The sequence below is a fragment of the Pseudooceanicola batsensis HTCC2597 genome, assembly GCF_000152725.1.
Classification (GTDB): domain Bacteria; phylum Pseudomonadota; class Alphaproteobacteria; order Rhodobacterales; family Rhodobacteraceae; genus Pseudooceanicola; species Pseudooceanicola batsensis.
In genome coordinates, this window is record NZ_CH724131.1 from 435,899 (window position 1) to 456,313 (window position 20,415).

The 20,415-nt window shown below is 68.9% G+C and carries 19 protein-coding genes; 9 read left to right on the plus strand and 10 right to left on the minus strand.

The window, feature by feature from the left end; all coding sequences use genetic code 11:
• Positions 1–97: 97 nt before the first annotated feature.
• Together OB2597_RS06180 and OB2597_RS06185 are read right to left on the minus strand one after the other, a co-directional pair.
• Positions 98–1,072, minus strand: coding sequence for an alpha/beta fold hydrolase (locus OB2597_RS06180; protein ID WP_009804674.1), 975 nt, complete (start codon positions 1,070–1,072; stop codon positions 98–100).
• A gap of 17 nt (positions 1,073–1,089) precedes the next feature.
• Positions 1,090–1,377 carry an SCP2 sterol-binding domain-containing protein gene (locus OB2597_RS06185; RefSeq protein ID WP_009804675.1) on the minus strand — a complete coding sequence of 96 codons (288 nt, stop codon included), beginning with the start codon at positions 1,375–1,377 and terminating at the stop codon, positions 1,090–1,092.
• A 96-nt stretch (positions 1,378–1,473) separates the two neighbouring features.
• On the opposite strand from OB2597_RS06185, the gene OB2597_RS06190 reads away from it, so the two are divergent.
• From OB2597_RS06190 to OB2597_RS06210, 5 genes are all read left to right on the plus strand, one after another.
• Complete coding sequence (locus OB2597_RS06190) at positions 1,474–2,022, plus strand: tetratricopeptide repeat protein (protein ID WP_084658908.1); 549 nt, start codon at positions 1,474–1,476, stop codon at positions 2,020–2,022.
• Between the two features lie 23 nt (positions 2,023–2,045).
• Entirely contained in the window at positions 2,046–5,045 is a 3,000-nt protein-coding gene (locus OB2597_RS06195) for a DEAD/DEAH box helicase (RefSeq protein ID WP_009804677.1), read from the plus strand.
• An 8-nt stretch (positions 5,046–5,053) separates the two neighbouring features.
• The gene (locus tag OB2597_RS06200) at positions 5,054–5,446 is read left to right on the plus strand and encodes an RNA-binding S4 domain-containing protein (RefSeq protein ID WP_009804678.1); all 393 of its coding nucleotides are present in this window, start codon (positions 5,054–5,056) and stop codon (positions 5,444–5,446) included.
• Between the two features lie 57 nt (positions 5,447–5,503).
• Complete coding sequence (fdxA, locus tag OB2597_RS06205) at positions 5,504–5,842, plus strand: ferredoxin FdxA (protein ID WP_009804679.1); 339 nt, start codon at positions 5,504–5,506, stop codon at positions 5,840–5,842.
• Positions 5,843–6,081: 239 nt separating this feature from the next.
• The gene (locus tag OB2597_RS06210) at positions 6,082–6,591 is read left to right on the plus strand and encodes a CarD family transcriptional regulator (RefSeq protein ID WP_009804680.1); all 510 of its coding nucleotides are present in this window, start codon (positions 6,082–6,084) and stop codon (positions 6,589–6,591) included.
• Positions 6,592–6,689: 98 nt separating this feature from the next.
• Here the strand turns inward: OB2597_RS06210 and cobS are convergent, their stop codons facing one another.
• A complete protein-coding gene (cobS, locus tag OB2597_RS06215) occupies positions 6,690–7,430 on the minus strand; it encodes an adenosylcobinamide-GDP ribazoletransferase (protein WP_009804681.1) in 741 nt (246 codons plus the stop codon).
• 66 nt (positions 7,431–7,496) lie between these two features.
• Here cobS and cobT point away from each other — a divergent pair, with 66 nt between their 5' ends.
• Positions 7,497–8,504, plus strand: a complete 1,008-nt coding sequence (gene cobT, locus OB2597_RS06220) for a nicotinate-nucleotide--dimethylbenzimidazole phosphoribosyltransferase (RefSeq protein WP_040609538.1) — start codon at positions 7,497–7,499, stop codon at positions 8,502–8,504.
• On the opposite strand, the gene OB2597_RS06225 is transcribed toward cobT, so the two are convergent.
• Both OB2597_RS06225 and OB2597_RS06230 read right to left on the minus strand, forming a co-directional pair.
• Positions 8,501–10,378, minus strand: coding sequence for a monovalent cation:proton antiporter-2 (CPA2) family protein (locus OB2597_RS06225; RefSeq protein WP_009804683.1), 1,878 nt, complete (start codon positions 10,376–10,378; stop codon positions 8,501–8,503). The genes cobT and OB2597_RS06225 overlap by 4 nt on opposite strands.
• A gap of 21 nt (positions 10,379–10,399) precedes the next feature.
• On the minus strand, positions 10,400–10,864 hold the full coding sequence (locus tag OB2597_RS06230; protein WP_009804684.1) for an Lrp/AsnC family transcriptional regulator: 465 nt from the start codon (positions 10,862–10,864) through the stop codon (positions 10,400–10,402).
• A 137-nt stretch (positions 10,865–11,001) separates the two neighbouring features.
• Here OB2597_RS06230 and hppD point away from each other — a divergent pair, with 137 nt between their 5' ends.
• Positions 11,002–12,096 carry a 4-hydroxyphenylpyruvate dioxygenase gene (hppD, locus tag OB2597_RS06235; RefSeq protein WP_009804685.1) on the plus strand — a complete coding sequence of 365 codons (1,095 nt, stop codon included), beginning with the start codon at positions 11,002–11,004 and terminating at the stop codon, positions 12,094–12,096.
• Positions 12,097–12,207: 111 nt separating this feature from the next.
• Here hppD and OB2597_RS22055 read toward each other — a convergent pair whose 3' ends face one another.
• Both OB2597_RS22055 and OB2597_RS06245 read right to left on the minus strand, forming a co-directional pair.
• Positions 12,208–14,967: a hypothetical protein gene (locus OB2597_RS22055; protein WP_009804686.1), complete on the minus strand. Its 2,760-nt coding sequence runs from the start codon at positions 14,965–14,967 to the stop codon at positions 12,208–12,210.
• 115 nt (positions 14,968–15,082) lie between these two features.
• On the minus strand, positions 15,083–16,363 hold the full coding sequence (locus OB2597_RS06245; RefSeq protein WP_009804687.1) for an O-acetylhomoserine aminocarboxypropyltransferase/cysteine synthase family protein: 1,281 nt from the start codon (positions 16,361–16,363) through the stop codon (positions 15,083–15,085).
• 95 nt (positions 16,364–16,458) lie between these two features.
• Between OB2597_RS06245 and OB2597_RS06250 the strand changes: the two genes are divergently transcribed.
• Entirely contained in the window at positions 16,459–16,872 is a 414-nt protein-coding gene (locus OB2597_RS06250; protein WP_009804688.1) for a VOC family protein, read from the plus strand.
• A gap of 362 nt (positions 16,873–17,234) precedes the next feature.
• On the opposite strand, the gene OB2597_RS06255 is transcribed toward OB2597_RS06250, so the two are convergent.
• On the minus strand, positions 17,235–17,576 hold the full coding sequence (locus OB2597_RS06255; RefSeq protein ID WP_009804689.1) for a DMT family transporter: 342 nt from the start codon (positions 17,574–17,576) through the stop codon (positions 17,235–17,237).
• A gap of 90 nt (positions 17,577–17,666) precedes the next feature.
• On the minus strand, positions 17,667–18,665 hold the full coding sequence (locus tag OB2597_RS06260; RefSeq protein WP_009804690.1) for a hypothetical protein: 999 nt from the start codon (positions 18,663–18,665) through the stop codon (positions 17,667–17,669).
• A 120-nt stretch (positions 18,666–18,785) separates the two neighbouring features.
• Between OB2597_RS06260 and OB2597_RS22475 the strand changes: the two genes are divergently transcribed.
• Entirely contained in the window at positions 18,786–19,388 is a 603-nt protein-coding gene (locus OB2597_RS22475; RefSeq protein ID WP_009804691.1) for a hypothetical protein, read from the plus strand.
• Positions 19,389–19,391: 3 nt separating this feature from the next.
• Here the strand turns inward: OB2597_RS22475 and OB2597_RS06270 are convergent, their stop codons facing one another.
• Positions 19,392–20,372: a zinc-binding dehydrogenase gene (locus tag OB2597_RS06270; RefSeq protein ID WP_009804692.1), complete on the minus strand. Its 981-nt coding sequence runs from the start codon at positions 20,370–20,372 to the stop codon at positions 19,392–19,394.
• Positions 20,373–20,415: the final 43 nt, after the last annotated feature.

The following is a 20,415-nucleotide window of genomic DNA, read 5'->3' on the forward strand; positions in this document are numbered from 1 at the left end:
CAGAGATATGCGGCGCGGGAGCATCGGACAACCCTGCGGCAGGCGAACAGCGGCCCGAGCGCGGCGCCCCGCCGTGAAAGGGGCCCCGCGAGGGGGCTTATGCGCTGCGCGCCGGCGGCGCGGCGATGGCGGCGTGGGCGTCGAGGAAGGGCAGCATCCGTTCGAAGATGCGCGCACGGGTCTCGGGCGTCTCCATCAGCACTTCGTGTCGAGCGCCGGGCAGCACCACCAGGTCGCCCTCGCGCCAGTTTTCCATCCGGGCATGGATCCGGGCCGGGTCCACGATGGCTTCGTCCGCGCCGAGGAATGTCAGGCAGGGCAGGTCGGGCGCGGGCCGCCGGGCCAGCGCCAGCGTCTCGGTCAGCGCCTGGTTGAGCCAGTGCAGCGACGGGCCGCCCAGCCCGAGGTCGGGCTGTTCGGTCAGCTGCCGCCGCATGTAGTCGAACATGTCGCGGTCCGAGGTCAGCTTGTTCTCGCCGAACGCCACGTCGAGCGGGTAGGGGGCCTCCTTGGTGCCGGGCGACATCAGGTGCCCCAGCCCCAGCCGCGAGCCGCCCCAGGTCAGGACCCAGGCGGCGGGTCGGGTCGGCGCGGCAAGCCGGATGCCCCACATCGGCGCCGAGAAGACGGCCGAGTTCACCGGCACCCCCTCGAGCACCGAGCGCAGGCCGATGCAGCCGCCCATCGAATGGCCCAGCAGGTGCCACGGCCTGGGCAGCCCGGCCTCTTCGGCCACGGCCAGAGCGGCGGCGACGTCCAGCTGATAGTCGTGGAACCGGTCCACGTGACCGACGCGCGCATTGGCCACCAGCCGGTCGGCGATGCCCTGGCCGCGCCAGTCGATTGCGAGCACGGCAAAGCCGGCCTCGGTCAGGGTCCGGGCGTCGCGGCCGTATTTCTCGATATACTCGGTCCGGCCGGGAAAGATCAGGATCGTGCCTTTCGCCGTCCCGCCGTCCCGCGCCGGCCACCAGCCGACGCGGATGCGCACGCCGTCCGAGGCGGTCGTCCAGACCGCCCGGCCGCCCGGCGGGCCTTCGGCGATATCGGCGAAGAAGGGGGCCTGTTCCATGCAGCCGCGTCCGCCCCTCAGCTCAGCATCGAGCCGAGCGACATCGCCTTGCCCATGTCCCCGTCGACCGAGAGCTTGCCGCTCATGAAGGCCGAGGTCGGGTTCAGCTCGCCCGAGAGGATTTCCTGGAACGTCTCGGTATCGGCGGTCATGGTCACGTCGGCCTCTTCGTCGCCGGGCCGGACCTCGTCGCCCTCGATCATGATGGCGCCTTCGCCCTCGATCACGAACTTGGCGGTGCCGTCGAAGCTGCCGCTCATTTTTTCGCGCAGCGCCGCGACGGCGCCGTTGATGACTTCACTCATGGTTCACCTTTCCTGGAATTTTGGCCCACGGGGGTTACATCGGGTATCACAATTGCCGATACTGCACCGGCACTCAAAGGTGTTATGGTCGTCTCAATGCGAATTCTCAAACCTGTCGTTACGGCACTTCTCGTCCTGGTCCCGCCGCTGGCTGCCGCACAGGATCAGAGTGACGCCGGTGACGAGCTATTGCAACAACTGCATGATGCGGATCCCGCCGACGCGCGGACGATCGAGCGCGAGCTCGACCTGGTCTGGCGGCGCTCCGGTTCGCCGGCGATGGACCTGCTGATGTCGCGCGGGCAGGACGCGCTCGAGGCGGGCGAGGTCGAGACCGCCATCGGGCATTTCTCGGCCCTGATCGACCATGCGCCGGATTTCGCCGAGGCCTGGCACCGCCGCGCCACGGCCTTCTATCGGCAGGAGGAATTCGGTCTCGCCATTTCGGATCTGGGCCGGGCGCTGGCGCTCAACCCGCAGCACTTCAACGCGATGTACGGCCTGGGCGTGATCCTCGAGTCGCTGGACCGGCCGGACCCGGCCTTCAGGGCCTATTCGCAGGTCCTGGAACTCTATCCGACGCATGAACGCGCGCTCGAGGCCGTGGATCGTCTGCAGGCGCAGGTCACGGGCATATCGCTCTGATCCGAGAACGGGAAGGGCCGCGCATGGCCGCGCAGGGCAGGATCACGGCGGTCCTCGGACCGACCAATACCGGCAAGACACATTATGCCATCGAGCGGATGCTGGGCTATCGCACCGGCGTCATCGGCCTGCCGCTGCGCCTGCTCGCACGCGAGGTCTATGACAAGATCGTCGCCCTGCGCGGCCCCTCGGTCGTGGCGCTGGTCACCGGCGAAGAACGCATCGTCCCGCCGCGCACCGCCTACTGGGTCTGCACAGTCGAGGCCATGCCCGAGGGCATGGGGGCCGATTTCCTCGCCATAGACGAGATCCAGCTCTGCGCCGATCCCGAGCGGGGCCATGTCTTCACCGACCGGCTGCTGCGGGCGCGGGGCCAGCACGAAACGCTCTTTCTCGGCTCGGACACGATGCGGGGAAAGATCGCCGATCTGGTCCCCGAGGCGACCTTCATGCGCCGCGAGCGGATGTCGCACCTGAGCTATGCCGGTTCGAAAAAGATAAGCCGGATGCCGCCGCGCAGCGCCATCGTCGGGTTTTCGGTCGATAATGTCTATGCCATGGCCGAATTGATCCGCCGGCAGAAGGGCGGGGCGGCGGTGGTGATGGGCGCGCTCTCGCCCCGGACGCGGAACGCGCAGGTCGCGCTCTACCAGAACGGCGACGTCGATTATCTCGTCGCCACCGACGCCATCGGGATGGGGCTGAACCTCGACATCAATCACGTCGCCTTTTCCGCACTCTCCAAGTTCGACGGGCGGCGGATGCGCCCGCTGGCGCCGAACGAACTGGCCCAGATCGCCGGGCGGGCCGGGCGCGGCATGGCCGACGGCACCTTCGGCGTCACCGGCGAGGCCGCGCCGCTGGAGGACGAGGTGGCCGAGGCGATCATGGATCATCGCTTCACGCCGATCAGCCACCTGCAATGGCGCAACCCCCGGCTCAACTTCGCTTCGCCCGAGGCGCTCGTCGCCTCGCTCGAGGAGCCGCCCGGCCGCGACGGGCTGGTCCGCGCCCGCGAGGCGGACGACCTCTCGGCCCTGCGGACCCTCTCGGGGGATGCCGAGGTCCGGGCGCGCGCGGGCACGGCGGATGCGGTCAAGCTGCTCTGGGACGTGTGCCGCATTCCCGACTTCCGCGGCATCAGCCATGCCGAACATGCCAGCCTGCTGACCCAGATTTTCGCCTTCCTGCACGAGAAGGGGCGGGTGCCCGACGACTGGCTGGCCCGCCAGATCAAGCGCATCGACCGGACGGACGGCGACATAGATACCCTGTCGAAACGACTGGCCTTCATCCGGACCTGGACCTATGTCGCCCAGAGACACGGTTGGGTCGACGACGAAAGTCATTGGCGTGACGAGACGCGCGGGGTAGAAGACCGCCTGTCGGATGCGCTTCACGAGCGTCTGACGCAGAGATTTGTGGACCGGCGCACCAGCGTGCTCTTGCGGCGGCTCAAGCAGAAGGAGGCCCTCTTGGCCGAAGTGAGCGATACCGGGGAAGTCACGGTCGAGGGCGAATACGTCGGCCGTCTCGAGGGCTTCCGTTTCCGACAGGACGCGAAGGCGTCGGGGGAAGAGGCCAGGACGATCAGCCGCGCGGCGCTGCAGGCGCTGACACCGCATTTCCATCTGCGGGCCGACCGGTTCTACAATGCACCGGACACCGAGATCGACTTTACCGAACAGGGCGGCCTGATGTGGGGCGAACAGGCGGTCGGCAAATTGGTCGCCGGCGCGGAGCCGCTGAAGCCGCAGGTCCAGGTCTTCGTCGATGACGAGGCCGGCCAGGACGTGGCCGAGAAGGTCCAGCGCCGGTTGCAGCATTTCATCGACCGCAAGATCGCCGCGCTGTTCGAGCCGCTGCTGAACATGTCGCGGGACGAGACGCTGACCGGCCTGGCCCGGGGCTTCGCCTACCGCATGGTCGAGGGACTGGGCGTTCTGCCACGCCAGCAGGTCGCCGACGAGGTCAAGCAACTCGACCAGGACGCCCGCGGCGCGCTGCGCAAGCACGGGGTCCGCTTCGGTCAGTTCACCGTCTTCATGCCGCTGTTGTTGAAACCGGCGCCGACCCGGCTGCGCCTTGTCCTGTGGTCGCTTGCCGCCGGGCTGGACGAATTCCCCGAGGCCCCGCCACCGGGTCTGGTCACCGTTCCCACCGACACCTCCGCCCCCGAGGGCTATGCGGCGATGGCCGGTTATCGCACCGCCGGAGAACGCTCGATCCGTATCGACATGCTGGAACGTCTCGCCGACATGCTGCGGGCCGAGGACAGCCGCGGCGGGTTCGAGGCCAAGGCCGACATGCTGTCGATCACCGGTATGACGCTGGACCAGTTCGCCGATCTCATGCAGGGGCTGGGCTACAAGGCGGACAGGGGCGAACGTGAAAAGGTCCGCCCGCAGGCGGTGGCGACCACGCCCGACGGCCAGCAGGCCACCGCCACCGGCGAGACCCCGCACAAGGAGGGCGCGGCCTCGGCCGAGCCGCCGGTCGCGCCGGAACATGCCCCCGAAGAGGCCGCTCCCGACGACGACACCGCCATCAGCGCCACGCCCGCCGAACCGGCGGTCGAGGGCGTCTCGGTCGACGGCGCGCCGGAAAAGCTGGAATCCGAGGAAACCACCGCCGGCCTGTCCTCGGAAGAGGTGATCGCCCAGGTGACGCCCGACGCCGGGCCCGAGACCGGAGAGACGCCGGAGACGCCGACGCCCGACGCGGGGGCCGAGCTGCGCCCGGCCGAAGAGACCGCGCCGGAAATGGAGCACTACTACACCTTCACCTGGGGCGGGGGCCGGTCGAAACGCCCGGGCGAGCAGCACGGCAAGGGCCGCGGCCGCCGCGAGGACGGCGGCGGCAAGCCGCAGGGCAAGAAGGGGGGAGGCAAGCCGCGCGGCAAGGGCAAACCCCGGCGCGAAGACGGGCCCAAGTCGTTCCAGTCGGGTCCGAAGCGCAAGGAAAAGGCCATCGACCCCGACAACCCCTTCGCCGCCGCGCTCAAGGGGCTCAAGACCGATTGATCCGACCGGTGGCTGAGCAACCGACCAAGTTCAGGCTCGACAAGTGGATATGGCAGGCGCGATTCGTGAAATCGCGCAGCCTGGCCGCCGGGCTGGTCACCGGCGGTCACGTCCGCGTCAACGGTATGCGCGCGGCCAAGCCCTCGCACGGGGTCCAGCCGGGCGATGTGCTGACCTTTCCTCAGGGCGACCGCATCCGCGTCGTGCGCATCCTCGCCCCCGCCGCGCGCCGTGGACCGGCAGCCGAGGCGCAGGCGCTTTACGAGGACATGTCGCCCCCCGAGGAGAAGACGCAAATCCCGCAAGGGGCCCGGAACGAGGGCAATTCTCGTCCCACGAAGCGGGATCGCCGGAAACTCGATCTTTATCGCAAGGGCATGGGCGATGACGCGCTTGAATGATCCGGCAGCGCGAGTTAGCTAAGCCGAAATGCCGCAAAGGCCCGAGCGGAGTCCTCCATGACCTATATCGTCAACGACAACTGCATCGCCTGCAAATACACCGACTGCGTCGAGGTCTGCCCCGTGGACTGTTTCTACGAGGGCGAGAACATGCTGGTGATCCATCCGGACGAATGCATCGACTGCGGTGTCTGCGAGCCGGAATGTCCTGCCGATGCCATCCGGCCCGACACCGAGCCGGACACCGAGAAATGGGTCGAGTTCAACCGCAAGTACTCCGAGATGTGGCCGGTCATCATCACGCGCAAGGACCCTCTCCCCGAGGCCGAGGAACGGGACGGCGAGACGGGGAAGCTGGAAAAGTACTTTTCCGAGAAGCCGGGCGAGGGCGGCTGACGCAACGTAACACCGTTTTTGGCCGCTGGTTTCGCTGCATCGCGACATGGTGCTTCCATTTTGCGCGATTTTGTGGTATTGGTAGGTCTTACGTATGATGAAGACTGCCTGCCCGATCGTAGCGGATGCTGCCACCCGCTGCCGAACATAGACATCAGAACCTGCAGCCGGACGGGGCTTATGGCCTCGCCCGATTTCGTGTCGAATGTCATCCTCGGGCAATGTGAGGATCAAAAAGCATGACCAAAGCGAAAAAAGCCGAATTCCGTCCGAACGACTACGTCGTGTATCCCGCGCACGGCGTCGGCCAGATCGTCTCGATCGAGAGCCAGGAGATCGCCGGGATTTCCCTCGAGCTTTTCGTGATTTCCTTCGAGAAGGACAAGATGACCCTGCGCGTGCCGACCAACAAGGCGACCGAGGTGGGGATGCGGTCCCTCTCGACCCCCGATGTCGTCTCCAAGGCCATGTCCACGCTCAAGGGCAAGGCCAAGGTCAAGCGCGCGATGTGGTCGCGCCGGGCGCAGGAGTACGAGCAGAAGATCAACTCGGGCGATCTGGTGGCCATCGCCGAAGTGGTCCGCGACCTGCACCGCAACGACGACCAGCGCGAGCAGTCCTATTCCGAGCGTCAGCTCTATGAGGCCGCGCTCGAGCGGCTGACCCGCGAAGTCGCCGCCGTCTCGGGCGCGGACGAGGTCGATGCCGCGCGCAAGGTGGACGAGGTCCTGGTCTCCCGCGCGGCCTGACCGGCGGAACGTGATTCAGGGGCCGCTCCGGGGGACCGGGGCGGCCTTTTTGCGTTCCGGGCGGTGCGGGCGGAGCACGCACCCCACGGCGCGGCGCTCTACACGAGGGTGAGGAGCACGGCGATTTCCGCCAGGACCTGGATCGCCCCAAGGATGTCGCCCGTCTGTCCCCCGATGCGCCGGCTGGCCATGGCGGCGAGGCCGAGCGCGGCGAGGGCGGCCGCCAGCGCCGCGGCGATCACGCCGGTGCCGACGGCGAGGACCCCGACAACCAGCGCCAGCATCGCTGCCAGGGCCGCGATCTGGCCAGAGGGCCGGCCGACGCCGCGCGACAGCCCGTCTGTCCGGGCGTTCGGCACCAGCGCCATGATCGCCGGCAGGACCCCGCGCGACAGGGCCGCCGCGGCGATGAGGGCGCCCCAGTAGCCCCCCTCGTCCAGCATCACCGCAAGCGCCGTCCAGCGCGCGGAAAAGCCCAGGATCAGCGCGATGACGCCGTAACTGCCGATCCGGCTGTCGCGCATGATTTCGAGCCGCCTTTCACGGGTCCAGCCGCCCCAGAGCCCGTCGGCCGTATCCGCCAGGCCGTCCTCGTGCAGCCCCCCCGTCAGCACGACCTGCACGGCCAATACCGCCACCGCCGCGACCGGGGCCGGCAGACCGAGCGACAGGGCCACCCAGCCCGCGAGGCCGGCAAGGGCCCCCAGGCCCAGCCCCACGACCGGCCAGGCCCAGGCCGCGCCCGTGCCGCTTGCCTCGTGGCGGGGCAGGGGCAGGCGGGTCAGCAGACCGGCGGCGGTCAGGAAGTGGTCGCGGATGCGTCGCGCGTGTCGGTCCATGGGTTGCTCCTGCTGGTGCCTTCTTTAGACACGTGCCGAACAGACAGCACAATGGGGACCGAGACGATGCAGGCGCCTTCCACCTTCGACGCATACCGCAGACTGACGGCGGAGTTGCCGGGCCCCGATGCCGGGGCCGTCGCCGCCGCGCAGGAGCGCAACGCCCAACTGACGAAACCCCCCGCCGCACTGGGCCGGCTGGAGGGGCTGGCGCAGTGGTACGCCGGATGGCGCGGCACCGGACGGCCCGTTCTGGATCGGCCGCAGGTCGTGGTCTTCGCCGGAAATCACGGCGTCGCGGCGCGGGGCGTCTCGGCCTTCCCGCCCGAGGTGACGGTGCAGATGGTCGCGAACTTCCGGGCCGGGGGCGCGGCGATCAACCAGCTTTCGGAGACGTTCGGCGCGCGGATGGACGTCCACGCCCTCGAGCTCGACCGCCCCACGGCCGACTTCACCGAGGCCCCCGCCATGTCCGAGGACGAATGCCTCGCCGCGCTCGCCACCGGCTGGGACGCGGTCGATCCGCAGGCCGACCTGCTGGTGACCGGCGAGATGGGGATCGGCAACACGACCTCTGCGGCGGCCATCGCCAACGCGCTCTTCGGCGGCGCGGCGGCGGACTGGGTCGGGCGCGGCACCGGCGTCGATGCCGGGGGGCTGGACCGCAAGACGGCCGTGGTCGAGGCCGGGGTCGCGCGCCATTCGGGCGGCGACGGGCTGGACACCCTGGCCCGGCTCGGCGGCCGCGAGATCGCCGCCATGGCGGGCGCCATCCTGCGCGCCCGGACCGAACGGATTCCCGTGCTTCTCGACGGTTTCATCTGCTGTGCCGCCGCCGCCTGCCTGCACGCCCTGCGTGCGGATGCGCTGGATCATTGCGCGGCCGCCCATGTCAGCGCCGAGTCGGCCCACCCCGCCATGCTCGAGAGGCTGGGGCTCGACCCGCTCCTGTCGCTGGGGCTCCGGCTGGGCGAGGGCTCGGGCGCGGCGCTGGCCATCGGCATCCTCAAGGGCGCCATCGCCTGCCATTCCGGCATGGCCACCTTTGCCGAAGCCGGTGTCAGCGACGGCTAGGCCGCCTCGTCGTCATCGCTGAGCACCGCGTGCAGGGCGGCCTCGAGGTCCTTTTCCAGTTCCTTGGCGCGCGTAACGTAGTCCGCGTTCTGGTCGGCCGGCACCTCCGGATCCCAGAGCTCCGCCAGTTCGCGGATCGCCTCGCGGTCGTGATGGTAGAAGGCCTGTTCCAGCCGCGCGGCCTCGTAATCCGAGAACCCCGCGTTCTCGAGCACGTAGCGCCCCGCCCGCAGGCTGGCATCGAAGGTTTCGCGCACGATGTCGTCGGCCCCCGCCTGGTACAGCTCGTAGACATGGCGCCGGTCATGCGCCCGGGCGATGATGTGCAGGTCCGGGCGGCTCTTGCGGGCATAGTGGACAAGCTGCGTGACCGCCGCCGGGCTGTCCATTGCCGCCACCAGAACGCGCGCCTTCTCCAGCCCGGCGGCGCGCAGGATGTCGGGCCGGGTGGGATCGCCGAAATACCCCTTGAAGCCGAAGCGGCGCATCACCTCGATCGTGCGCATGTCATTGTCCAGAACCACCGTTCTGACGCCTGACGACTGCGCCAGCCGGTTCACGATCTGCCCGAAACGGCCGATGCCCGCGATGATGACCGGCCCGTCCTCGTCGATCTCGTCCGCCTCCTGCGCCTCGGTCGCGGGATCGCCCATCTTCTTCGACAGCCATTCGTACAGCAGGAACAGCAGCGGCGTGATCAGCATCGAGAGCGCGATCACCAGCAGCAGCCGTTCGGCCAGCACCGGCGGGATCACCTGCTGCTGTGACGAGAAGGAGAGCAGGACGAAACCGAATTCGCCCGCCTGCGCCAGCGACAGGGTGAACAGCATCAGCCGCCGGCGCCGCAGCCCGAACGCCCGGCCGATGACGAACAGGATCACCCCCTTGATCAGGATCAGCGTGGCCGCCATGCCGAGGATCGTCCCCGGCGCCTGCAGCAGCACGCCGAAATCTATCCCCGCGCCGACGGTGATGAAAAAGAGGCCCAGCAACAGTCCCTTGAACGGCTCGATGTCCGATTCCAGCTCGTGCCGGAATTCGCTGTTGGCCAGAACCACGCCTGCCAGGAAAGTGCCGAGCGCCGGCGAAAGCCCCACCAGGTTCATCAGGAAAGCGATGCCCACCACGATCACCAGAGCCAGCGCGGTGTACATCTCGCGCAGCCTGGCGGAATGGATGAACCGGAAGACCGGGGCGGTCAGGTAGACGCCGGTCAGGATGACGGCTGCGACGGCGCCGAGCGTGACGAGCGTGACGCCCCAGCCGGGCAACCCCTCGACCAGCGACAGGGTGTGATGCGCGTCCTCCTCCAGGCTCGACCGGGTGAGCGAACCGTCGGGATTGGCCACCAGCCCGAGCGAGGGCAGCGCCAGCAGCGGCAGGACCGCCAACATCGGGATCACCGCGATATCCTGCGTCAGCAGCACCGAAAAGGCCGACCGCCCGCCCGCCGTCCGTATCAGCCCCTTTTCCGACAGGGTCTGCAGCACGATGGCGGTCGAGGACAGGGCCAACGTCATCCCCGCCGCCAGCGCGATCTGCCAGACGTATCCGAGCGCCATGAACCCGGCCATGACCGCCAGCGTCGTCACCCCGACCTGCAATCCGCCCAGCCCGATCAGCCGGTGGCGCATGTCCCACAGGGCGCGGGGCTCGAGTTCCAGTCCGATCAGGAACAGCATCATCACGACGCCGAATTCCGCGAAATGCTGCAGGTCGTGCGTCTCGTGCCCCACCAGTCCCAGCACCGGTCCGATCAGGATCCCGGCGGCGAGGTAGCCCAGCACCGATCCCAGACCCAGCCGCGCGGCGATCGGCACGGCGATCACCGCTGCGGCAAGGTAGATCGTGGCCTGATAGAGAAAGCCTTCCATGGGGGCATCGGTCCTTCGGGTCTAGAATATCGCGGTCGGCAGCGGCCCGTCCTGTTTGAACTGGTCCATGACGATCTGGCTCTGCACCCGCGTGACGGTGGGGTGCGGCAGCAGGACCTCGTGGATCAGGGCGTGCAGCGCGGCCAGATCGGCACAATAGACCCTTAGCAGGTAATCCGCCTCGCCGGTCAGGGTCCATGCGCTGGTGATCTCGCTGCGCGAACCGATCAGCTCGGCGAAGGCGCGCGCCTGGTCCGATCCGTGGGTGCCCAGCTGCACCTGGACGAAAGCCTGGATCGCCAGCCCCAGCCGTTCGGGATCGAGCCGCGCGACATAGGACGAGATGTAGCCCTCTGCCTCCAGCCTCTGCCGCCGCCGCCCGGCCTGCGAGGGCGAGAGATTCAGCATCTCGCTCAGTTCCTGTGCCGTCAGGTGGGCGTCCTTCTGCAGGACTGCCAGAAGGCGCAGATCGGTCGAATCCAGCATTTGCGGAGAACTCGCACAACTCGGGCCTTTTTTGTAAAACATCCGCATCCCGACCACAAGGAAGCCATCAGAATGCGCAGATTTCCGGCGCGCGAGCGCGTAGAATTGCGGAAATCGCGCGCAAACAGGAGGTTTCCATGGGACCGTTCCCCCACGACGCACCGAAATCCGAGATCACCGACGAGAACCCGGCCGGCACCGACGGGTTCGAATTCGTCGAATTCGCCCATCCCGATCCGCAGGAACTGCGCGATCTCTTCTCGAAGATGGGCTACGAACTGGTCGGCCGCCACAAGTCCAAGGATGTCGAACTCTGGCAGCAGGGCGACATCACCTACATCATCAACGCCGAGCCGGGCACCCATGCCGCGACGTTCATCGAGGAACACGGCCCCTGCGCCCCCTCCATGGGCTGGCGGGTGGTCGATGCGCAGCACGCCTTCGATCACGCGGTGAAGAACGGCGCCACCCCCTACGAGGGCGACGGCAAGGTGATGGACGTCCCGGCGATCCTCGGCATCGGCGGCTCGCTCATCTACTTCATCGAGGATTACTACGAGACCTCGCCCTATAACGCCGAATTCGACTGGCTGGCCCAGTCCAAGCCGCGCGGGGTGGGCTTCTACTATCTCGACCACCTCACCCACAACGTCTTCAAGGGCAACATGGATACCTGGTTCCGCTTCTACGGCGACCTGTTCAATTTCCGCGAGATCCGGTTCTTCGACATCCAGGGCAAGTACACCGGCCTCTTTTCCCGCGCCCTGACCTCGCCCTGCGGCCGCATCCGCATCCCCATCAACGAGGACCGGGGCGAGACGGGCCAGATCGTGGCCTACCTCAAGAAGTACAACGGCGAGGGGATCCAGCACATCGCCGTCGGCGCCCGCGACATCTACGCGGCCACCGATGCCATCGCCGAAAACGGCGTGACCTACATGCCCGGACCGCCCGACGCCTATTACGACATGTCGCACGATCGGGTGAAGGACCATGGCGAGCCGATCGACCGGATGAAGAAACACGGCATCCTGATCGACGGCGAAGGCGTGGTGGACGGCGGCGAGACCCGCATCCTGCTGCAGATCTTTTCGAAGACGGTGATCGGCCCGATCTTCTTCGAATTCATCCAGCGCAAGGGCGACGACGGCTTCGGCGAGGGCAACTTCAAGGCGCTCTTCGAATCCATTGAACAGGAGCAGATCGACAACGGAGAGATCGCCGCCGAATAGGCGGCCCCTGCTTCATCTTGCCGGAAGTACTCCCGCCGGAGGCCCGGATCGCCTCCGGCGATCCTTGGGAATCGAATGCGCCGCAGGCGCGCATTCCGGATCACGGCCCGGTCAGCTGCTCGGCATGTCGAGCGTCATGTTGCGCCCGTTCTTCTGGTACCGCAGCGTGGCGTCGCCGATGGCCAGCACCCGGCCGCCGTCGATCCGGTCCCCCACCTTCACCTTGCGATAGCGCCCGTTGGCCAGACGGACCAGCGCCCGCCGGTCGGCGGGCTGGCCGTAGACGCCGATCAGGTTGATCTCGCTCAGGTCGATGGCGTTGCGCAGGGTCGCCTGCCGCGTCACCGACGCGACCGAGGGCACCGCCGGCACCACGCTCGGCGGAGGCTCCGGCGTGGCGCGGGCCACGGCCGCCAGTTCCGCGATATTGCCCGGACGCGGCAGCGGGCGCAGGGCGACGAATTCCGGCTCGGGCCGGTCGATCTCCGCGGCTTCGGCGCGCGCGGTATCCTCCCGGGCTGCGCCCGCCCCCGCAAGACCTGCGGCGACCGAACCGCGCGGCCCGTCCTCGACCAGCGCCGCCGGGCGCGGGGCGGCCGAGGCCCTCGCGACGGCTTCCGCGGCGGCTTCGGCCGCCGCGAGGGCCACGGTATCCTCCGCTGCATCCGCATCGGCCGTGCTCTGCCCGGCCACGGCAAGTTCGGTGCCAGCGGCCGGCCCGGCGGGACGTGGGCGGGGGCGTTTGACGATCTCGACCTCCGCGCGCTGCGCCTCGGCTTCCGCATCGCGACCGGGCACCGCGGCCGGGGCCGGCGTCAGCGCCGCATCGTCCGCCGCGCCGGGAACCGGGTCGCCGCCGCCGGCCTCTTCGGGGCGGGGCGGGGGCACCACGTCCGGGTCGCCGGTGAAGACGAGCACGCCCGAAGGCGTCTCGGCCCCGTCCGGCGTGGCGACGACCAGCCCCCGGTCGTCCATGTCATAGCGCTTGCCCGGGATCGGCGGCGCACCCGGCGCCTCCGGCGGCACATCGGGCCTCAGCGCCGCCAGCGTGACCAGCGGCATCCGGTCGGGCGCATCCTCGGCGCCGCTGCCGTCCGACGAGCCGGTGCCGTCCTCTGCGGCCAGCGTATCGGGGTCGAGGGGGTCCGGCGACTGCTGCCAGATCCCCGTCGCGGCATAGCGCGCCTCGGCCTCCGGGCCGGTCGCCGGAGCCGGTCCGCTCTCCGTTCCCGCCGTCGGTTCCGCTGTCTCCGTCTCCGGCGTCTCGTCCTGCGCCTCCGCGGCTTCGGTCACGATCAGGGGCGAAACCTCTTCGCCGTCTTCGCCAGCCTCGGCTTGGGCCTCGCCCATGTCCTCGATCGGGGCTGCGGCCGTCGCCTCCGTCTCTGCGGTCTCAGGCGCCCCCGGCTCCGCTCCGGCGGTAGCGTCGGCAGGGGCGTCGGTGCCCGGACCGGGCGGGACGAAGGCCTCCTCGACCGTAGCGGCGGGCTCTTCCTGCGGTTCCGCCGCGGGCTCCTCCGCGCCGATGAGCGCGGCCATCTCCTCGTTCATGAAGATCGCCGCCCAGGCGGCCGACCCGGCGAGAAGCACGGCCAGCACCACGGCCAGCACGCTGACCGGGCTGCCGGTGGTGGTGTCGTAGTTCGCCCCGTTGCGCGCGCCGAAGACGGTCAGCCTTTCGGCTTCCTTCTTGCGCTCCTCGGCGGTCAGCGCGCCCGTCCGGCGGGGCGGAACGATCTCTGCCTCGGCGAAGGCATCCTCGGCCACCGGGGCCTCGGAAATCGCGGGGGGCGGGGTGGGCTCTTCCCGGGGCGAGGGGCCGGCGGAGGCATCCTCTTCAACCTGTGCTCCGGCGGACGGGGCGGGATCGGCGACCATATCCGCCCCCGCGGCCAGCGCGGCGGGGGCCGTGTCGGTCCTGGGCGGGCCGCTGGCCGGGTCGCTGTCGTCCGGCGCGGCGCGCGACCGGCGGAAGAGGCCCGAGAGCACGGCCGCCAGCCCCAACCGCGGCGTGTCCTGCGGCGCGGGAGCGGGGGTCTCGAAATCGGTGTGCGGCGGCGTGAGGGGGGCGGGCGGTTCCGGGGGCGTGGCCTGAAGCTGCGGTTTTCCGCTCTTGCGCCCGGCCCGGCCCGACCGCCCGGCCTTTGGTGCGGGCGCGGGACCGGCCTCCTCGGCGGGCGGCGAATCCTCGTCCGCCTGCGCCGCGGAGCCGGACCCGGCCTCTGCCGGACCGTCCGAGCCGTTGGCGCGGACGCTGACGAAGGGCACCGGCGCGGCCTCGTCCGTCTCGGGCGTCTCCGGCTCTTCCGTCTCTTCCGTCGCGGACGGGACGGTGACCCGGCCGCTCACGCGGATGGCCACGTGGTCGGGTTCGACATCGATATCCGGCGGCACGTCATGCGCGGTGCCGAAGAAGGGTTCTCCGGCATAGTCGGCGGTCTCGGGCATGGCGGCGAAGGAGACCGGCTCGAACCCGAAGCCGCGCGCGAATTCGTCTGCCTCCTGCAGCGTTTCCAGCGCCACCGCAGCGATCTGCAGCGTGCCGTTGCTGACCGTGCTGTCGGTCGCCAGCTCGTCGAGCGCATAGGGCGTCTGCCCGTCCAGCGCATCGGCGATGGCCTGTTGCCGCGACCGCGGGTCGGCGGGCCCCGCCGGCACCGAGACATAGCGGATCTGGTCGTTCGGGATGACGACCTTGAACGTGGCCTCCCCGGGCGCGAGCCGGTCGGCCGCCGCGCGCAGTTTCGCCATCTCTCCGGCCAGGCCGGGGCTTTCGGGCGATGCCTCGCCGACGAGAGCCCAGCCCGGTGAGGAGCGTTGCAGGAGGGCGATGCCCTCCATCGACAGTATCAGCGCGAAATTCGGTTTCATCAGCCTGTCAAATGCCAATTCCGCGGAGAATCCCGGGGGCTCCACGTTCCGACCATGCTATACCACGGGTAACGATAGGAAAAGCGGTCGCCCCCCTCACGTTGCCGTGCGGCCCTCAGCCGCTCGCCTTGCTCAGCGCCTGGTCCAGATCGGCGATCAGGTCGTCCGGATCCTCGATCCCGATCGAGAGGCGCACCACATCGGGCGCCGCCCCCGCCGCTTCCTGCTGTTCCGGCGTCAGCTGCCGGTGCGTGGTCGAGGCGGAATGGATGATCAGCGACCGCGTATCGCCGAGATTGGCGACATGGCTGAAGATCTCGACCGAATCCACCAGCTTGACGCAGGCCTCGTAGCCGTCCTTGAGCGCGAAGGTGAAGAGACCGCCGGCGCCCTTGGGACAGATTCGCGCAAGCCGGTCGTGATAGGGCGAGCTTTCCAGCCCGGCATAGGTGACATGCGCCACCCGCGGGTCCTTTTCCAGCCATTCAGCGACCTTGCGGGCGTTGGCCGAGTGACGTTCCATCCGCAGCGACAGCGTCTCGATCCCCATCAACGTGTAATGCGCGGCCTGCGGGTTCAGCGTCATGCCGAGGTCGCGCAGCCCGATTGCGATGCCGTGGAAGGTGAAGGCGAGGGGGCCGAACGTCTCGTGGAACTTGAGGCCGTGATAGGCGGGCTCGGGTTCGCTAAGCGAGGGAAACTTGCCGCTGGCGGACCAGTCGAAGTTGCCGGAATCCACCACCACCCCGCCGGTGACGGTGCCGTTGCCGGTGAGGTACTTGGTCATCGAGTGCACGACCAGCGTCGCGCCATGTTCGATGGGACGGCAGAGATACGGCGTAGCCGAGGTGTTGTCGACAATGAGCGGCAGTCCCGCCCCCTCTGCCACCTTGGCCACCGCGTCGAGGTCGGTGATGTAACCGCCCGGATTCGCGATGCTTTCGCAAAAGATCGCGCGGGTGTCGTCGTCGATCGCCGCCTCGATCGCATCGAGATCGTCGAAGTCCACGAAGGTCGCGGACCAGCCGAAGCGCTTGATCGTCTGGCTGAACTGGGTAATCGACCCGCCGTAGAGCCGCGTCGAGACGACGACGTTCTTGCCCGGCCCCATCAGGGGAAACAGCGCCATGATCTGCGCCGCATGCCCCGAGGAACAGCAGACCGCGCCCTGGCCGCCCTCGAGCGTGGCGATGCGTTCCTGCAGAACCGCCACCGTGGGATTGGTCAGGCGGGAATAGATGTAGCCGACCTCCTGCAGGTTGAAGAGCGCCGCCGCATGGTCCGCGTCACGGAACACGTAGGCCGTGCTCTGGTAGATCGGCGTCTGGCGTGCGCCGGTCGCCGGATCGGGGCGGGCGCCCGCGTGGATCTGCAGGGTGTCGAATCCGTAGGTCAAAGCTGTTCTCCCATACCTGCCCCGAACACGGGGGCTTGCCAAAATCCTTACGGGATCGCAGCTTGCCGCTCAAGCTTCACACGTCAGGAACCGTCATGATCCCGCCTTTCCACATCGCCTATCACGTCACCGACCTGGACGCCGCCCGCGCCTTCTATGGCGGCGTTCTCGGCGCGAAAGAGGGGCGGAGCACCGAGACATGGGTGGATTTCGATCTCTTCGGTCATCAGCTTTCGCTGCATCTGGGCACACCCTTCGAGACGACGAACACCGGCAAGGTCGGGGATCACATGGTGCCGATGCCGCATCTCGGCCTCGTCCTGCCGTTCGAGGACTGGCGGAAAATGGCCGACAGCCTGACCGCGGCGGGCGTCGAATTCGTCCTGCCGCCCTCGGTCCGTTTCGAGGGCGCGCCGGGCGAGCAGTGGACGATGTTCTTCCGAGACCCCTCGGGCAACCCGATCGAGATCAAGGGTTTCCGTGATCAGGCGGGTCTGTTCCGGACCTGAAGCAGCCACGGCCGGCTCCCGCAGGTAGGCAAGGGATCAGGTTCGTCGACCGACGCGCCGCCCGGGGCGGCCTGAAAACAGCGCGAAGAGGAACGGACAGTCTGGCCGCGCGGTGCAGGGGGCGACATGCGCTGGCGCGACTGACCACGGTCGGGCCATCGGGAACGTTTTTGGGGCTCTATCCTCGGGACGGGCGGTTGCCGCACGAAGGGCGTGCGTTCGACGGCACGTTCGCGATCGAACTGCCCGGGCTCCTGGTTCCGGTCTGCACCCGATGACCCGTCGGGAGGCGTCAACCTACGAGAAGCCGATCAATCGGTAGCGGAACGTGCGGTCTGGATGGCGCCTGCGGCCGGTGCCCATCAGTGGCCGACGCTGGACGAGAAGACGTTCACCACCACGACCCCGGCCACGATCAGCCCCATGCCGATCAGCGCCGGCGCATCCAGCCGCTGCCCCTGCCAGAGCCAGGCGACGAGGGCGATCAGCACCACGCCCAGCCCCGACCAGATGGCATAGACCACGCCCGTGGGCATGACCTTCATGACCACCGCCAGCAGCCCCAGGGCCAGCGCATAGCCGAGCGCCGACACCACGGCCGGCCCGGGGCGCGTCAGCCCGTGCGACAGGGAGAGTGCCGTGGTCGCGACCACCTCGGAGGCGATGGCGACGGCGAGCAGGAAGTAGGCAAGGGGCAGGGACATCTGGCAACTCCTCGAAGGGTCCCGCCCTTGTCGCCCCTGCCGGGGGCCGGGGCAATCCCGTCGCGGCGCAGCCCCGCCCTTGCCGCGCCGTCACCGCATCCAGAACCCTTCGCGCTTGATCCGGTTGCGGATCGCCTGTTCCCTGCGGGGCAGGTTGTCGCGGTCGAAGAGCGCCCGCACCTTGTGGCCCCGCCCCTGGTAGATCATCCGCCGGATCGGATCGTGGGTCTTGAGAACCTTCTTGATCTTCTGCGGCGCGGTGACCGCCTCGAGCACCTCGACCACCCGGTCGCTTTCGCGCGCGTAGAGCAGGGGCAGCATCCGGTAGTGACAGCTGACCTCGCCGTCCAGCAGCCCCTCGGGCAGGACGTCGCGCCCGCCGCCGAGGGAATGGATCACCAGCGGCAGCGCCACCTGGTCGAGCCAGGGGTCCAGCGACTGGCAGGCGAGTTCCGCCGGCGGATCGTCGCGGATCGCCAGCGCATAGTCGAGGAACCGCTGCCCGAAGACCCGCGGACAGCGGTAGTGGAAGACCCCGGCGTTGAAATAGAGATACCGCCGCCAGTACTCGTCGGGCTGGGAGAGGTCGAGCGAACTGTCGAAATCCAGGCCGAAGCGGTCGTAGAGCGATTTCCAGATCGCAGCATAGCCCGGGCCGTAAAGCTCGATCTTCGGCCAGGTCCCCTCGACCCGGCGCGAGGCCGTCGGCCGGTCGAAATCGAAGGGCACGCGTTTGAGGTCGTCCAGGATCAGCGTGTCGCTGTCGAAGAAGACAAAGGGTTCGTCCGCGGGCAGGGCGGCCAGCGCCTCGATCTTGTTGCCATGGGGATAGCTCTGCCCGAAATGTTCGTTCCGGAACGGCAGGATCTCCGCTCCGAGAGCCTCGAGGCAGGTCCGCACGGTCCCGGACATCGTCGGGTTGCCTTGCCAGAGGGGCCCCGGCTGCGGCTCGGCCACGTAGAGGCGCGGGGTCGAGGGGCTGTTGGCGAAAAGCGAGGCGGCAAAGATCAGCGCCTCGTACTGCAGGCGTCCGGACTGGCCGACGATCAGGATGTTGGGGCCGGTCCTCGAAGCGTCGTCTGCCGCCATGAAAAATGTCACCCTGATCCGCGACGATGATTTCAGTGCTTGGTCTGCGCGACCGTAGCAACAATACTGGCGCAATAAAGACCGGGCGGGGCGTCTTGCGCAAGTGACGGAGGAAGACGGATGTTTCTTTGGTTCTGGACCGTGATCCTGTTGGGCCTTTCGGGCGCGACCGATGCGCCCGACCCCGGCGCGGCCGATGCGCCCGAGCCGGCCCGCAGGATCACCTCGACCGCCGAACCCGCGGAACCCGCCCGTCCGGCGAAGCCCGCCGCGCCCGGCAGCCCCGGCGTCCCCGGCGTCCCGGCCAGCCCCGCAAGCCCCGGTGCGCCGGGCGATCCCGCCTACAGCGCCGAGCCGCAGGTGCCCACGGGCCGCTTCACCACCGCGGCCGAGGTCAAGCCGATCCTGACCGCCACCCGCCCCAACTGGGTGGCCCTGCGCGACTACAACGGGCAGGATCTGGTCTACGTCACCCAGATCATGTCCTGGCGCTGCGGCCTGGTCGGGCTGCGCTTTGCCGTGAACGATGGCCTCCTGGCCGACTGGCCCCTGCCGCCGTGCCACGAGGAAAGCGCCACGCCGAACGCGCTCAGGCCCGAGGACGGACTGCCCTATCGCGCCTTTCCGTCCGGATCGGTCCGCAGCGTGACGGTCGAGCTGATCTACGATGACCTGACGCGGGACACGGCGACCTACCCGCGCGCGCAGGTGCTGATGCCCTGAACTTCAGGCGCAATCCAGAACGATCTTGCCGAAGTGGAGGTTGCCCGCCATCTCCTCCAGCGCCTTCGGCGCGTCGTCGAGCGGCAGGACCCGGTCGATCGGCAGCCGCAGACCGCCCGACCGCAGCGCCGGCCAGAGATCGCGCTCCACCGCGCGCGAGATTGCGCCCACCTCGTCCGCAGTCCGGGTGCGGAAGGTGACCCCGATATAGCGGATGCGCCGCAGGGCGTGCAGATCGAAATCGAACTCGGCCCGCGCCCCCGCCAGCCGCCCGACATTCACGATGCGCCCGCAGATCGCGGTGGCGCGCATCGTCTCGGTCGTGCCGGGGCCCGAGAGCATGTCGATCACCAGGTCGGCCCCACGCCCGTCCGTGGCGGCGCGGACCCTCTCGGCCCATGCCTCCTGCGTCGTATCAACGGTGCCGGTCGCGCCGAATTCGGTCAGCCGCGCGCGCCGTTCGGCGGTCGTGGAGGTCCCGAGGACGGTTCTGGCCCCCATCAGCCGCGCGATCTGCAGCCCCATCAGGCCGACCCCGGAGGACGCACCGAGAATCAGGACCGTCTCGCCCGCGACAAGCCCGCCGTTCAGGACCAGCGCGTCGTGCATCGTCCTCAGCGCCACCGGCAGCGTCGCCGCCTCGCGCCAGCCCAGGCCATCGCGGGGGAGGGGGAAGACCCGGCGGTGATCCGCCACACCGTATTCCGCGAACCCGCCGAGCCCCTCGCACATGACGCGGTCGCTCGGCTTGTAGCGCGTCACCCTGGAGCCGACCTCGACCACTTCGCCGGCCCATTCGAACCCCAGCACGGTGCCCGCGCCGCCGGCCGTCCCGTGTCTGTGTCCGGCCGCCATGCCCAGATCGGCCCGGTTCAGCGCGGCGGCATGGATGCGGGTCAGAACTTCGTCGGGCCCGGGCGAGGGCCGCGGCACCTCGCGCAGGTCGACGCCCGACCCGGCCTGTACGGCGGCCTTCATCATCATGATCGCTCCTCCGTCGGGCCGAAGATGCCGCCGGGGCCCGGAC

What these genes read in the sequence shown, in the direction of transcription:
- fdxA (WP_009804679.1), top strand. Translation starts at nt 5,504, where the DNA reads ATGACCTATATCGTCAACGACAACTGCATCGCCTGCAAATACACCGAC.
- OB2597_RS06180 (WP_009804674.1), bottom strand. Translation starts at nt 1,072, where the DNA reads ATGGAACAGGCCCCCTTCTTCGCCGATATCGCCGAAGGCCCGCCGGGC.
- OB2597_RS06225 (WP_009804683.1), bottom strand. Translation starts at nt 10,378, where the DNA reads ATGGAAGGCTTTCTCTATCAGGCCACGATCTACCTTGCCGCAGCGGTG.
- OB2597_RS06250 (WP_009804688.1), top strand. Translation starts at nt 16,459, where the DNA reads ATGATCCCGCCTTTCCACATCGCCTATCACGTCACCGACCTGGACGCC.
- OB2597_RS06230 (WP_009804684.1), bottom strand. Translation starts at nt 10,864, where the DNA reads ATGCTGGATTCGACCGATCTGCGCCTTCTGGCAGTCCTGCAGAAGGAC.
- OB2597_RS22055 (WP_009804686.1), bottom strand. Translation starts at nt 14,967, where the DNA reads ATGAAACCGAATTTCGCGCTGATACTGTCGATGGAGGGCATCGCCCTC.
- OB2597_RS06210 (WP_009804680.1), top strand. Translation starts at nt 6,082, where the DNA reads ATGACCAAAGCGAAAAAAGCCGAATTCCGTCCGAACGACTACGTCGTG.
- OB2597_RS06190 (WP_084658908.1), top strand. Translation starts at nt 1,474, where the DNA reads ATGCGAATTCTCAAACCTGTCGTTACGGCACTTCTCGTCCTGGTCCCG.
- OB2597_RS06185 (WP_009804675.1), bottom strand. Translation starts at nt 1,377, where the DNA reads ATGAGTGAAGTCATCAACGGCGCCGTCGCGGCGCTGCGCGAAAAAATG.
- OB2597_RS06270 (WP_009804692.1), bottom strand. Translation starts at nt 20,372, where the DNA reads ATGATGATGAAGGCCGCCGTACAGGCCGGGTCGGGCGTCGACCTGCGC.
- OB2597_RS06260 (WP_009804690.1), bottom strand. Translation starts at nt 18,665, where the DNA reads ATGGCGGCAGACGACGCTTCGAGGACCGGCCCCAACATCCTGATCGTC.
- hppD (WP_009804685.1), top strand. Translation starts at nt 11,002, where the DNA reads ATGGGACCGTTCCCCCACGACGCACCGAAATCCGAGATCACCGACGAG.
- OB2597_RS22475 (WP_009804691.1), top strand. Translation starts at nt 18,786, where the DNA reads ATGTTTCTTTGGTTCTGGACCGTGATCCTGTTGGGCCTTTCGGGCGCG.
- cobT (WP_040609538.1), top strand. Translation starts at nt 7,497, where the DNA reads ATGCAGGCGCCTTCCACCTTCGACGCATACCGCAGACTGACGGCGGAG.
- cobS (WP_009804681.1), bottom strand. Translation starts at nt 7,430, where the DNA reads ATGGACCGACACGCGCGACGCATCCGCGACCACTTCCTGACCGCCGCC.
- OB2597_RS06255 (WP_009804689.1), bottom strand. Translation starts at nt 17,576, where the DNA reads ATGTCCCTGCCCCTTGCCTACTTCCTGCTCGCCGTCGCCATCGCCTCC.
- OB2597_RS06195 (WP_009804677.1), top strand. Translation starts at nt 2,046, where the DNA reads ATGGCCGCGCAGGGCAGGATCACGGCGGTCCTCGGACCGACCAATACC.